Origin of the sequence: Streptacidiphilus jeojiensis (assembly GCF_042510965.1) — a bacterium.
In the GTDB taxonomy this organism is placed as follows: domain Bacteria; phylum Actinomycetota; class Actinomycetes; order Streptomycetales; family Streptomycetaceae; genus Streptacidiphilus; species Streptacidiphilus jeojiensis.
Map to the genome: position 1 here is coordinate 296971 of NZ_JBEUKS010000002.1, position 12962 is coordinate 309932.

12 protein-coding genes are annotated in these 12962 nt (G+C 71.8%); 8 read left to right on the plus strand and 4 right to left on the minus strand.

Going from position 1 to position 12962, the window contains the following annotated elements; translation table 11 throughout:
- Nucleotides 1-11: 11 nt before the first annotated feature.
- Complete coding sequence (locus ABUW04_RS07185) at nucleotides 12-722, minus strand: response regulator transcription factor (RefSeq protein ID WP_030251836.1); 711 nt, start codon at nucleotides 720-722, stop codon at nucleotides 12-14.
- Nucleotides 719-1978: a sensor histidine kinase gene (locus ABUW04_RS07190; RefSeq protein WP_380563633.1), complete on the minus strand. Its 1260-nt coding sequence runs from the start codon at nucleotides 1976-1978 to the stop codon at nucleotides 719-721. Before ABUW04_RS07190 ends, ABUW04_RS07185 begins: the two co-directional genes overlap by 4 nt.
- Before the next feature lie 263 nt (nucleotides 1979-2241).
- On the opposite strand from ABUW04_RS07190, the gene ABUW04_RS07195 reads away from it, so the two are divergent.
- The 8 genes from ABUW04_RS07195 to ABUW04_RS07230 all read left to right on the plus strand — a co-directional run bounded on the left by ABUW04_RS07195 (nucleotide 2242) and on the right by ABUW04_RS07230 (nucleotide 10173).
- Nucleotides 2242-2784 carry a hypothetical protein gene (locus ABUW04_RS07195; RefSeq protein WP_380563634.1) on the plus strand — a complete coding sequence of 181 codons (543 nt, stop codon included), beginning with the start codon at nucleotides 2242-2244 and terminating at the stop codon, nucleotides 2782-2784.
- Nucleotides 2785-2999: 215 nt separating this feature from the next.
- The gene (locus tag ABUW04_RS07200) at nucleotides 3000-4004 is read left to right on the plus strand and encodes an MFS transporter (protein ID WP_380563911.1); all 1005 of its coding nucleotides are present in this window, start codon (nucleotides 3000-3002) and stop codon (nucleotides 4002-4004) included.
- Nucleotides 4005-4014: 10 nt separating this feature from the next.
- The gene (locus tag ABUW04_RS07205) at nucleotides 4015-6342 is read left to right on the plus strand and encodes a molybdopterin oxidoreductase family protein (protein ID WP_380563635.1); all 2328 of its coding nucleotides are present in this window, start codon (nucleotides 4015-4017) and stop codon (nucleotides 6340-6342) included.
- A complete protein-coding gene (locus ABUW04_RS07210; RefSeq protein WP_380563636.1) occupies nucleotides 6339-6965 on the plus strand; it encodes a 4Fe-4S dicluster domain-containing protein in 627 nt (208 codons plus the stop codon). The genes ABUW04_RS07205 and ABUW04_RS07210 overlap by 4 nt, the downstream gene beginning before the upstream one ends.
- Nucleotides 6962-7558, plus strand: a complete 597-nt coding sequence (locus ABUW04_RS07215; RefSeq protein ID WP_051725055.1) for a QcrA and Rieske domain-containing protein — start codon at nucleotides 6962-6964, stop codon at nucleotides 7556-7558. Before ABUW04_RS07210 ends, ABUW04_RS07215 begins: the two co-directional genes overlap by 4 nt.
- A 6-nt stretch (nucleotides 7559-7564) precedes the next feature.
- The gene (locus ABUW04_RS07220; protein ID WP_030251820.1) at nucleotides 7565-7933 is read left to right on the plus strand and encodes a hypothetical protein; all 369 of its coding nucleotides are present in this window, start codon (nucleotides 7565-7567) and stop codon (nucleotides 7931-7933) included.
- A gap of 54 nt (nucleotides 7934-7987) precedes the next feature.
- Nucleotides 7988-9238 (plus strand): MFS transporter, encoded by a 1251-nt coding sequence (locus tag ABUW04_RS07225; protein WP_380563637.1) that lies wholly within the window; start codon nucleotides 7988-7990, stop codon nucleotides 9236-9238.
- Between the two features lie 197 nt (nucleotides 9239-9435).
- Complete coding sequence (locus ABUW04_RS07230; protein ID WP_380563638.1) at nucleotides 9436-10173, plus strand: polyprenol monophosphomannose synthase; 738 nt, start codon at nucleotides 9436-9438, stop codon at nucleotides 10171-10173.
- Nucleotides 10174-10209: 36 nt separating this feature from the next.
- Here ABUW04_RS07230 and ABUW04_RS07235 read toward each other — a convergent pair whose 3' ends face one another.
- Together ABUW04_RS07235 and ABUW04_RS07240 are read right to left on the minus strand one after the other, a co-directional pair.
- On the minus strand, nucleotides 10210-11013 hold the full coding sequence (locus ABUW04_RS07235; RefSeq protein WP_380563639.1) for a class I SAM-dependent methyltransferase: 804 nt from the start codon (nucleotides 11011-11013) through the stop codon (nucleotides 10210-10212).
- A gap of 79 nt (nucleotides 11014-11092) precedes the next feature.
- The gene (locus ABUW04_RS07240; RefSeq protein WP_380563640.1) at nucleotides 11093-12862 is read right to left on the minus strand and encodes a carbohydrate-binding module family 20 domain-containing protein; all 1770 of its coding nucleotides are present in this window, start codon (nucleotides 12860-12862) and stop codon (nucleotides 11093-11095) included.
- Between the last annotated feature and the right edge of the window lie 100 nt (nucleotides 12863-12962).

The window sequence follows — 12962 nt, forward strand, 5'->3', positions numbered from 1 at the left end:
GACCCGTCTGGTCAGTCGAGCTGGTGGCGCCGGGCGTAGGCGACGGCGGCGGTGCGGTCGCGGGAGCCGGTCTTGGCGAAGATCCGGTTGATGTGGGTCTTGACGGTGTGGCCGCTGAGGACCAGGGCGGCGGCGATCTCCGGGTTGTTCAGCCCCCGGGCGATCAGGGTGAGGATCTCCGCCTCACGCTGGGTCAGCCCGTCCGGCAGCGCGGTGTGCGACGGGAGGGTGCCCGGGTGGGCGGCGTCGGCGGACGGGCCTGCGCCGCCGGCCGGCGGGGCCGCGGGCGCCGAGGCGGCGGCGAGCAGGGCGGCCTGGACCCGCGGGTCCATGACCGACAGGCCCCCGGCCGCGGCGTGCAGGGCGCGGGCGATGTCGGTGCGGTCGGCGTCCTTGGTGAGGTAGCTGCGCGCGCCCGCCCGCAGCGCGTCCAGCACCGAGCCGTCGTCGGCGTAGGTGGTCAGCACGACCACGGCGACGGACGGGTGCTCCGCGGTGAGCCGGCGGGTGGCCTCGATGCCGTCCAGGACGGGCATGCGCAGGTCCAGCAGGATGGCGTCGGGCCGGTGCTCGGCGACCAGTTCCAGGGCCTGGGCGCCGTCGGCGGCGGAGGCGACGACCTCGATGTCGGGCAGGGCGCCGAGCAGCAGCACCAGGCCCTCGCGGACGCTGGCCTGGTCGTCGGCGACGACGACGCGCAGGGGGGAGGGGGCACCGGTCATGGGATCAGTGTCCCGGGTTGCGGCGCCGGATTCCCGTCGGGGTGGGGCAGCTGCGCGGTGACCGTCCAGATGCGGTCCGTCGGGTCCGGGCCCGCGGTGAGCGTGCCGTCCAGCAGGCGCAGCCGTTCGCGCATCCCGATCAGTCCGTAGCCGCCGCTGATACTGCCCCCGCCGGCGTCACCCCGGCGGCGGTCGCCACTGCCGGCGCCTCCGGCAACCGGGTTGCTGACGGTGACGACGGTGAGCGCCTCGGTGCACCGCAGGCTCAGCCGCACCGGCTCGCCGGGGGCGTGCTTGGCGGCGTTGACCAGGGCCTCCTGGACGATGCGCAGCAGCGCCAGGGTGGCGTCCGGCGGCAGCGGCCGGGGGGTCCCCTCGATGTCGACGGTGACGGCGGTGCCGTGCCGGCGGGTGTGGACGTCGGCCGCCCGGGCGATCTCCTGGTCGAGCGGGAGCTGGTCGCTGCGCAGGGCGTGCACCGCGCGCCGGGTCTCGGCCAGGCCCTCGGAGACCATCCGCTGTGCCGCGCCCAGCAGGTCCACCGCCTTGTCGATGTCCTGACTGTCGGTCAGGACCGCTCGGGCGACCTGCACCTGGATGCCCAGCGCGCCCAGCGAGTGGGCCAGCACGTCGTGGATCTCGCGGGCGATCCTGGCCCGCTCGTCCAGCACCTCGGTCCGCCGCTGCTGGACCTGGAGCTGCTCGTACTGCGCCAGCAGCGCGGCGGACTGCTCCGCCTGCACCTGGTAGCCGCGCCGGGTGCGTCCCAGCAGCAGCCCGACGAGCAGCAGCAGCGGGTAGCCCAGCAGGGTGCCGACGCTGTCGCCGAAGGCGATCGCGCCGATCATGATGGCCAGGATGCCGGTGCCGCTGACGGCGCAGGCGGGGAGCAGTTCCAGCTCGCTGCCGGCCACCATCGACCCCACCACCGCGAAGGCCACCAGGCCGTCGCCGTCGGGGAGCGCGCAGCCCAGCCCGCTCGCGGCGACGACCACCCCGAGCACCGGCCCCAGTAGCCGGAGCCGGTGCGGTTGCAGCGCCGGAAGCAGATCGAGCAGGCTCCACCCGGCGACTGCCAGGCCGAGGACGGCGTAGACGCAGATCTGCATCACCCGGGTGTGCGGGGTGACCGACGGCGTGTGGAAGAGCAGCACGCCCACGACCGCCAGGCCGATGACGCGGACCAGGAAGGCGCCCAGGCGCAGCAGGCTCGGGGTGTCGCCCCGCCGCGGCGGGAACCTCGGCGAAGCTCTCACGTTCTCTCCAGATCGGTGGGCCGGTGGGCCGGTGGGCGGGCGCCCCGGTCGCGGGACCGGTGCCCCCAGGCTAGGCAGTCCCGCGGTACCACGGCGTCACCGCAGGGGTTGATCCCAGGGTGGAGCGAACCGCCACTGACCTGGTACCGCGGGCCACCGCAAGGTCATCCCGAGGCTCAACCCGGGCTCCGATCCGCCCCGGGGCCCGAACGCGGAGAGTGGAGCACATCACCCCGCAGACCTCTCAGAGGGAGCCCGCAGTCATGTCCGAACTCACCCAGGCAATGATCGTCAATGCCGCCGTACTGGTGGCGGTGCTCCACAGCGACCTCGGTAGCAGCCGCAAGATCGGTCCGATGCGGATCCTGCGCCCCGTGCTGATCGCGGCCGCCGTGATCCCGCTGTTCATCGAGCGGCCGGTGACCCAGGGCACCGGGCTGGCCGTGGAACTGGCCGGGGTCGCCGCCGGCCTGCTCGGCGGGCTGGCCGCGGTCGCGCTGATGAACGTCTACCGCAGCCCGGAGACCGGCCGACCGGTCAGCGCGGCCGGAAGGCCCTACGCGCTGCTGTGGATCGTGGTCATCGGCGCCAGGGCGGCCTTCTCCTACGGCTCCGGACACTGGTTCTCGGCCCAGCTGACCAGCTGGTGCATCGCCCACCAGGTCACCGGTGCGGCCATCACCGACGCGCTCATCGTGATGGCGGTGGTCATGCTGGTCACCCGCACCGTCGGCCTCGGCGCCCGGGCGGCCCGGCTGCCTGCCGCGCCGCGGTCCTCCGCCGGCCTGGGCGCGGTCCGGGTCTGAGCCGGAGTCCTGGGCACCGCCCCGTTCAGCCCGCGCCCTGCGCCCGTCCGGCCCAATCGGCTGTGGCGTGCAGGGAAGGCGGGCTGACGGGGCATTAGTGTGCATTTGTGACAGTTAATGTCGATACCGAACCGGCCTCCGGCGCGGACCGGGGGACCGGTACGGCGGCGGAGGCGGCGGCCCGGGCAGCGGCCCGGCGCACCCGCTCGCGGGCGGTGCTGCTCGCCGCCGCGGTGTCGCTGCTGCTGGTACTGGCGATCGTGCTGGGCAGCCGGGGCCTGCGGGACTTCGACTCGGCGCTGATCCCCTACACCGTGGCCACCGTCTTCCTGGCCTTCGGCGTCACCTACCGCTATCTGATGTGGATCTCCACGCCGGCCGCCTGGCGGCTGTTCCGGCAGGGGCTGCGGACCGCGTTCTCCTGGGAGAACTTCCGCCGGGCCCCCGGCTCGCTGCCGAAGATGGCCGCCACCTACCTCGGCTTCCAGCGCTTCCTGGGCGCCCGGTCGCACGCCCGCTGGATCGCCCACCAGGCGATGTTCTGGGGCTGCCTGCTGGCGGTGGCCATCACCTTCCCGCTGACCTGGGGCTGGTTCACCTTCACCGCCTCCAGCGCGGCCGGCCCCGGCTACGAGATGCGGGTCTGGGGCTTCAAGGTGCTGGGCTTCTCCTCCAGCAGCCCCTTCGGCTGGGCCATGTACCACGGGCTGGACCTGGCTGCGGTGCTGGTCATCGGCGGGGTCGGCTACTTCCTGTGGCGGCGCACCAGGGACCGGGCCGCGACCACCGGCCAGCGCTTCGGCTACGACTTCCTGCCGCTGCTGGCGCTGCTCACCATCGCCGTCACCGGGCTGCTGCTCACCTTCTCGGAGATCTGCCTGCACGGCGGCGGCTACGAGTTCCTCGCCGTGATCCACATGGTCTCGGTCGTGTTCACCCTGGTCTACCTGCCCTTCGGCAAGTTCTTCCACATCGTCCAGCGCCCCGCCGCGGTCGGCATGCAGCTGTTCAAGCACCGGTCCAGGGCCCAGGGCGAGGAGCTGTTCGCCTGCCGCCGCTGCGGCGAGCCGATCGACACCGCCCCTTACGTGGAGAACCTGCGCGGCACCATGCGCGATCTGAGGCTCGGTTTCGACCAGTGGGCCGAGTACTGCCCGCGCTGCAAGCGCGTCCTGCGCGGCGGCGCCTATCTGCAGCACGTGAAGCGGGGTTTTAGATGAGAGGTGTCAGATGAGCCGTCCGATCGGGCCGGTGCCGGTCACCCTCGACCCCTCGGTGGCCCCGCCCGGGGCCCGCAACTTCCGCGACGCCGGCGGCATCCCGGCCGACCAGTGGCACGCCAACCAGGTCAAGCAGACGCTGGTGCCCACCCACTGCTGCTTCTGCGGGGTGCAGTGCGGGATGTACCTGCGGGTGGACGAGCACGGCAAGGTCTTCGGGGTCGAGCCGCGCAACCACGACATCAACCGCAGCCGGCTCTGCCCCAAGGGCCTCAACGCCTACCAGCAGGTCAACCACCCGGACCGGCTCACCGCCCCGCTGCTGCGGCGCAGCCGGGACGAGCCGTTCCGGGAGGCCTCCTGGGAGGAGGCGCTGGACTTCACCGTCGCCGAGGTCCGCCGGATCCAGGCCGAGCACGGCAACGACGCCTTCGGGCTGCTCGGCGGGGCCAGCCTGTTCTCCGAGAAGACCTACCTGGTCGGCAAGTTCGCCCGGGTCGCGCTGAAGACCCGTCATGTGGACTACAACGGACGGCTCTGCATGGTCAGCGCCGCCGGTGCCAACAAGCTGGCCTTCGGCATCGACCGGGCCGCCAACCCGTTCGCCGACATCCTGCAGACCGACTGCCTGCTGATCGCCGGGTCCAACGTCGGCGAGTGCTTCCCGGTGATGACCCAGTACCTGTGGGGGGCCAGGGACCGGGGCGCCAGGCTGATCGTGGTCGACCCGCGGGAGACCGCGGTCGCCCGGACTGCCGACATCCACGTCGCGCTGCGGTCGGGCACCGACGCCGCCTTCTTCAACTCCGTGCTGCACGTCGTCATCCGCGAGGGCCTGACCGACGAGGCGTTCCTGGCCGAGCACACCACCGGCTGGGAGGAGCTCAAGGCCACCGTCGCGGCCTATCCGCCGCAGCGCGCCGCCGAGATCTGCGGCATCCCGGACGTGCAGGTCGAGCAGGTGGCCCGGATGTTCGGCAGCGCCAGGAAGGCCATGGCCTGGCACGCCCGCGGGATCGAGCACCACACCCAGGGTGTGGAGAACTGCCTCACCGTCATCAACCTGTGCACCGCCACCGGCAACCTGGGCAAGCCCGGCGCCGGCTACGGCACCATCACCGGCCAGGGCAACGGCCAGGGCGGCCGCGAGCACGGCCAGAAGTCGGACCTGCTGCCCGGCGGACGGTCCATCAACGACCCTGAGGCCCGCCGCTGGATCAGCGAGTTCTGGGGCATCGAGGAGGCCGAGCTGCCGCAGGCCGGGACCTCGATGATGGAGATGGTCTGGCAGATGCAGCGGCAGGAGATCCGCGGGCTGATCGGGATCTGCAACAACCCCTTCGTCTCGCTGCCCAACTACGCCGTGGTCAAGGACGGCTACGACACCCTGGACTTCCACGCCCAGTTCGACTTCTTCCTCTCCGAGACCGCGGCCAACGCCCATGTGGTCTTCCCGGTCACCACCTGGGCCGAGGACGAGGGCGTGATGGCCAACGCCGAGGCCAGGGTGGTCAAGCACAACAAGGCCCAGGACCCGCCGCCGGGGGTGCGCACCGACACCTGGGTGATGTGCGAGCTGGCCCGGCGGCTCGGCGTCGGCGACAAGTTCGACTTCCCCGGCTCCCGCGAGGTCTTCGACGAGCTGCGGGTCGCCTCGTCCGGCTCGGTCAACGACTACTTCGGCATCACCTACGAGCGGCTGGAGCAGACCGGCGGCATCGCCTGGCCCTGCCCGGACCTGGACCACCCCGGTACGCCCCGGCTGTTCGAGGGCGGGCTGACCTACCACCCGGACCGCAAGGTCCATCTGCAGACCGTGGAGTGGCACCCGCCGGCCGACCCCTACGACGAGCAGTACCCGCTGCGGCTCACCACCGGACGCACCGTCGCCCACTTCCTGTCGGGCAATCAGACCCGGCGGCTGGGAGCCCTGGTGGAGCAGACCCCGCGCCCCTGGGTGGAGCTGCACCCCAGCCACGGCTACCGCAACGGCGACCCGGTCCGGGTCACCACCCGGCGCGGCAGCGAGGTGTTCCCGGCGCTGGTCACCGAGGCGATCCGGCCCGACCACGCCTTCGTCCCGTACCACTGGCCGTTCCCGACCAGCGCCAACGCGCTGACCATCGACGCGCTGGACCCGCGCTCCAAGATCCCCGAGTACAAGGTCTGCGCCTGCCGGATCGACCCGGCGCCCGAGGTGAGCCCGGTGCCGGCCCCGCCGATGCCGCCGGGCCGCTCGGCCTATCCGGAGGCCCAGGCCTCCCGGGACGACCCACTGCCGCCCAGCTCCCCGCAGGGCCGCGGCACCGGCGAGGCGAGGGTGAGGGAGACGCCATGATGGGACGCACGCTCTTCATCGACCCCGGCCGCTGCATCGGCTGCCAGGCCTGCGTGTCCGGCTGCCGCGAGTGCGACTCGCACCGGGGCAAGTCCATGATCCACCTGGACTACCCGGACGAGGGCAGCTCGGTCGCCTCGCTCCCCAGCGTCTGCATGCACTGCGAGGACCCGGTCGCGCCCTGCGCCGAGGTCTGCCCGGCCGAGGCCATCCTGATCACCCCGGACGGGGTGGTCCAGGAGGCCGACCCGACCCGCTGCATCGGCTGCAGCAACTGCGTCAACGCCTGCCCGTTCGGCATCCCCAAGATCGACCTCGCGGCCAAGCTGCAGCTGAAGTGCAACCTCTGCTACGACCGCACCTCGATCGGCCTGGCCCCGATGTGCGCGACGGTCTGCCCGACCGGTGCCCTGTTCTACGGGACGCTGGAGGAGCTCCAGGCGGAGCGGCCCGGGGTGGACGTCTCCAACTGGTTCGAGTTCGGGGACGTGCAGATCACCACGGGCGTGGCGATGGTGGTCCCGGCGGACCGGACCAGGCAGCCGGTGCCCGGCGGCCTGCCCACGCTGCCGCTGGTGCAGGTCGACGGACGTGACGTCAGCAACGCCGGAGGACAGCTGTGACCGGGACGACCGACCCCGAGGAGGCGCTGCGGGACCGGATCAGCGCCGACTCGCTCACCTCGCGCCGCGACTACCTGCGGGTGATGACCACCGTCTCCGGCGGGCTGCTGGTCGGCAGCGTCGCGGTCTCCGCCGGGGTGCTGCACCGGCACGGCGACGCCGAGGCGGCCGAGGTCCCCGAGCTGCGGGTGGCCGACCGGCTGGCCCGGGGCCAGGCGGTGCTCTTCAACTACCCGGGCGAGCACGACCGGGCGATGGCGGTGAAGCTGGCCGACGACACCGTGGTGGGCTACTCCACCGTCTGCACCCACCTCGCCTGCGGGGTGCTCTGGAAGGAGCACCGCGGCGAGGAGGGCGAGCTCTACTGCCCCTGCCACGAGGGCTCCTTCGACATCCGCACCGGCGCGGTCACCGGCGGCCCGCCGCCGCGCGGACTGCCCAAGGTGCTGATGGTGGAGCGCGCGGACGGCAGTGTCTGGGCCGTCGGCACGGCCTTCTCCGACGAGAGCGTGCGCCATGCGGCCTGCCGGCAGCTCGGCGCGATCCGCCCCGGCACCACCGTGCCCAGCTGCCCGTCCGGCGGAGGGAACTGAGCGGCCATGACCTTTCCCTCCGCCGAACCCCCACATTGGAGTCGGCCGGGCAGCGACGAGCCCAGGCTGAACCGACCGGTCCCGGAACGCTATCCGCAGATCCGCCCGACCAGCGGTTACGCCGATCCGCGGGTGGTGCACAGCGGCCCTGGTCCCGGCGCCGGCACCGAGCAGGAACCCGAGCGCTCCGCGGTGCTCAGCGCCCGGCTGGTGATCGTGCTGAGCGTGGTCGCCGGGCAGCTGTGGGCGCTGAACGTCGGCGTCGACGCCTGGATGCAGGGGCGCACCGGGACCGCCTGGTGGTGCACCGGCTTCGAGGCGCTGTCCTTTGTGATCGCCCTGGGCGCCTGGTGGCTCGGGCCGCGCGACCGCTGAGCCCAGAACCGCGCCCGACGCACGACTTCTTCTCCTTCGACGAGGAACGGAACGATGACGGACACCAAGGCCGGAGCCCCCACCAAGCCCGGAGCACCCGCCGCACCCGGCGTACCGGCTGCCGCCTGGACCAACCTGGCCCTCGCCACCGTGGGCATCGCCGTCAACTTCTGGGCCTGGGGCCTGATCAGCCCGCTCGGACCGACCTACAAGCAGCAGCTCGGCCTCAGCTCCTTCCAGCAGTCCTTCCTGGTGGCCGTCCCGGTGCTGGTCGGCTCGCTGGGCCGGATCCCGGTCGGCGCGCTGACCGACAAGTACGGCGCCCGGCTGATGGTCCCGCTGCTCAGCTTCGCCACCATCCTGCCGGTGCTGGCCCTGAGCGTGGTGCACAGCTACTGGCTGCTGGTGGTCGTCGGCCTGTTCCTGGGCATCGGCGGCAGCTTCTTCGCCGCCGGCGTGCCCTACGTCAACGCCTGGTTCCCGCCCGAGCGCCGCGGCATGGCGATCGGCGTCTTCGGCATCGGCACCGGCGGCACCGCCATCGCCGCCTTCTTCACCGCCCGCTTCCTGCGCTGGTACGACAACACCAACACCATGTTCTACCTGGTCGCCGCGGTGCTGGCGGTGTACGGGCTGGTCGCGGTGCTGGTGGCCAGGGACGCCCCGGGGCGCAGCATCCCCGAGCACCTGTTCGGCAAGCGTTTCCACGACGCGCTGCGGCACCCGGCGACGCTGCCCATGTCACTGCTCTACGCGGTCGCCTTCGGGGCCTTCGTTGCCATGGGCGTCTACCTGCCCACCTATCTGAAGGAGGCCTACCACCTCAGCCAGGACGGGGCCTCCACCAGGGCGGCCGGCTTCACCCTGGTCGCGGTGCTGTTCCGGCCGCTGGGCGGAACCCTGTCGGACCGGATCGGGCCGGCCAAGGTGCTGGTCGCCTCGTTCGCGACGCTGGGGGTGATGGCCGTCTGGCAGGCGTTCCAGCCCGGTCTGAACCCCTGGTCGACCATCGCCTTCCTGATCATGGCCGCCAGCGTCGGACTGGCCTGCGGCGCGGTGTTCGCGCTGGTCGCCATCGTCACCCCGAAGGAGAAGGTCGGCACCGTGACCGGCCTGGTCGGCGCGGCCGGCGGGCTCGGCGGCTACTTCCCGCCGCTGGTCATGGGCTCGGTCTACGGCAGCACCGGCTCCTACGCGATCGGACTCATGCTGCTCTCCGACGCGGCCTTCGCCGCGCTCGTCTACACCGCCGCCCGGCTGCTGGGCCGGGACCGCAGGGACAGCCCCAACGCCTTCGGGGGCTGACCGGCCGGCTGACCGGCCGACCGGGTCCGATGCAGTCCGGAATGTCGCGCTGGGTGACCGTTCGTCCCCGGCGTGCGACCGTCGAGTGGCGCGACCCTTACCGCGCGCCGCTACACTGCGAGCCCGAACTGAGAGTGATCCAGTACCGCACAACCGCGGTCCCCGCGCGACAGCCGTGGACCTACAGGGGAATGAACATGCTTGAGGCTTCTCCCAAGGCCGTCGTCGTCGTGCCCACGTACAACGAGCGCGAGAACCTGCCGGTCCTGGTCGGACTGCTGCAGGAGCTCCCGCTGGAGAACCTGCACATCCTGGTGGTGGACGACAACTCGCCCGACGGCACCGGCGAGGTCGCGGACAAGCTGGCCGCCGACAACCCGGAGCGGATCGGCGTGCTGCACCGCACCGAGAAGGACGGCCTCGGCCGCGCTTACATCGCGGGCATGACCCGGGCGCTGGACGAGGGCGCGGACATCGTCGTGCAGATGGACGCCGACCTGTCGCACCCGGCCTCGGTGCTGCCGGTCATGATCGAGACCCTGACCCGCACCGACGCGGCCGTCGTGCTGGGATCCCGCTACGTCCCCGGCGGGTCCACCGCGGCGGAGTGGCCCTGGCACCGCAAGGCCCTCTCCGCCTGGGCGAACTTCTACGTCAACGCGCTGCTGCGGCTCCACGTGAAGGACGCCACCGCCGGGTTCAAGGCCTGGAAGGCGGAGACGCTGCGGGCGATCGACCTGCCGTCCGTCAACAGCAACGGGTACTCCTTCCAGGTGGAGATGAACTACCGGACCGTCAAGCGCGGTCTGACCATCCGTGAGGTCCCGATCCGGTTCGAGGAGCGGGCCAAGGGCGCCTCCAAGATGAGCCTCGGGGTCCAGATCGAGTCCGCGCTGGCACCGTGGAAGCTGCTCCTCGGCGGCGGCAGGAAGTAACCTGCCCGGCCGGGACCAGCGGCGATCGGCAGTCGATCAGCTGTCGACCGGCCGTCGCAGCGTGATCACCAGCGGCGTCCGCCGGTCCATCAGCGGGCGGACGATGCGCGCCTCCTCCAGCATCGCCTCGGTGGCCGCGTCGCCGACCTCGGCGCGCAGCTCGTCCTGGTGCTGCTCCCAGAGGTCGTAGAGCCGCACCCAGAGCGCGGGTTCCTCGGGCCGCTCCTCGGCCGACTCCCACTCCAGGCCGGCCTCGGCGGCGTGGTCGCTCCAGCGGGGGCGGTCCGGACGGTGCTGCGGGTGCCCGGGCAGCAGCAGGTTGCCGGTGAAGACGGCCCGGGCGCCCGGCCGCAGGATCCGGCGCAGCTCCCGCAGCGCCGCGGTCCGGTCCTCGGTGAACGGCAGCGCGTCCATGCTGACGGCGCCGTCCGCGCAGGCGTCCGGCAGCCCGGTCCGCAGGAAGGTGCCGGTGCGGAACTCGGCCCGGCCCTCGGGGACGAAGGCTGCTGCCCGCTCACCGGCGATCCCGACGGCCACCGGCGAGATGTCCACCCCGACCAGCCGCGCGTTCAGCGCGCGGGCCAGCCACAGCCCGGTCCCGCCGTTGCCGCAGCCCAGGTCGACCAGGGTCTGCCCGGGCCGCAGCCGCAGTCCGCGCACCATCCCGCCGAGCACCTGCCAGGTGCAGCTGCTCGCCGGATCGACCTCTTCCGGATACTCCGCCCCGAACGCCTCCGCGTGCAGCCGCGTGGCGAGGCTGTCCCTCCCGCCCTGCGCGGCGCGGGCGGTGTGGAAGCGGTCGGTGCGCTCACGCACGGACTCGTCGGAGCTGCTGGCCATGTGGTCTCCCCGGGTCGGAAGGTCGGAAGCATAGCGGCTCGGCGTACGAGCGCCGCGCCTCCGGCCGTCCCGGTCCTGCCTACTTCCAGGTGTCGTTAAGGGTGGCGCTGCCCGAGGCCGGAGTGGTGGTGGTGCGGTTGGCGCCGCTCTCCCAGGTGACGTTTCCGCTGCCGTCCTTCTTGATGTACTTGTACTCGACGTAGGTGTTCGCGGGGAGGTTGAGCGTTCCGGTCCAGACCGGGTACGTCGCCGAGGAGAGCAGCACCGCGCTGTCGGTGTTCCAGTCGCCGAGGTCGGCGATGGAGCCGACCACGTAGATGTTCTGGCCGAGCACGGTGGTGGCGTTCTCGCTGAAGGTCTCGCTGACCGTGGTCGCCTTCGACACCAGGTCGGTGCTGTCGAAGGCGACCGAGTCCTTGGCCGGCACGGTCACGCTCGCGTTGCCGCTGCCGTCCACGGTGACCGTGGTCCCGGTGCAGGCGCCGCCGCTGACCGCGCCGTGGATGATGTCGCAGTAGGTGCCCGCGGCCATCCCGGTGGCGAAGGTCCTGGTCTGCGCCGAGCTCTCGTTGTTGACCGCGATCCAGCCCGCGCTGCCCCGGCTGAAGGCGATCAGGTTGGAGCCGTCGTCGTACCAGTTGGCGACCGACTGGCCGGCCGTGTGGTTGTGCCAGGCCACCATGTGGTTCACCCCGGTGACCCGGTCGGTGCACTCCCAGCCGCTGCCGCAGGTGGTGTCGGTGACCATGCCGCTGCTGGTGGCCGGGGGCGAGTCGTCGGAGTTGGTGAAGTCGAAGCCGGAGTACACCTCCGGGGTGCCGTAGCCCCAGGCGAGCTCGAACTCGGTGGCGAGGTTGTTCACCGCCCCGGACTTGTAGCTGAGCGTGGAGCCGTTGCGCTCGGTGTCGTGGTTCTCGACGAAGACCAGTTCGTCACTGCTCGGCAGCAGGCCCCAACTACTGCCGAAGGTCTTCAGGTTGGCGATGCTGCCGTCGAACTGCTGGGTGAGGTCGTCGGCGTAGTCGAAGCCGAGCAGGCTGCCGGTGACCTCGAAGGAGGCGGGGGCCAGCTGCCCGGTGCCGCCGGGGATGACCTCCTGGGCGACGTACGGGGCGGTGCCGTCGGCGGTCTTGTTCAGCTTGCCCTCGATGGCGGCCAGGTCGGTCTCGCCGATGTGCTTGGCCGCGTCCACCCGGAAGCCCGAGACGCCGTACCCGATCAGCTTGTTGAGGTACCCGGCGATCTCGGTGCGGACGTAGTCCGACTCGGTGCGCAGGTCGGAGAGGTCCGACAGCTCGCAGTGGGTGACCTCGGTGTAGTCGTTCCAGTTGTGGATCTGGTCGTCGGACTCGGGGCAGTCCGCGGGGTAGTTGTGGAAGTCGGCGCTGGAGTACAGCCCCGGGTAGTCGTACTTGGTGTAGCCGGTGACCCCGCCGTAGGACGAACTGCCCTGGCCGGTCATGTGGTTGATCACGGCGTCGACGTAGACCTTCACCCCGGCCGCGCGGCAGCTGGAGACCATGGCGGCGAACTGCGCCTCGTTGCCCATCCTGCTGGTGAGGTTGTAGTCCACCGGCTGGTAGATCTCCCACCAGGGGTGGCCCGAGGCGGTGGTGGAGTCCTCCGGCGGCGCGACCTGGACGCCGCCGTAGCCGGAGGGCCCGAGCACCGTGGTGCACTCGTTGGCGACCGAGGTCCAGTTCCACATGAAGAGGTTGGCGATCACGTCGCCGCTGTTCATGGCCGCGTGCGCGGTCCCGGCGGTGGCGGCCAGGGTGAGCGGGACGATTCCGGTGGTGAGCAGGGCTCCTGAGGCGAGCATGGCGCGAAGGCGCGTGCGCGTACGCATGGTGGCTCCGGGTGGGGTGAAGGTCGCACGGACTGAGGGTGGGGGCGCCCAGTGCTTCGTCATGACCATGCTCGCGATGGCGGAGGTGCGTCAAGGCCTC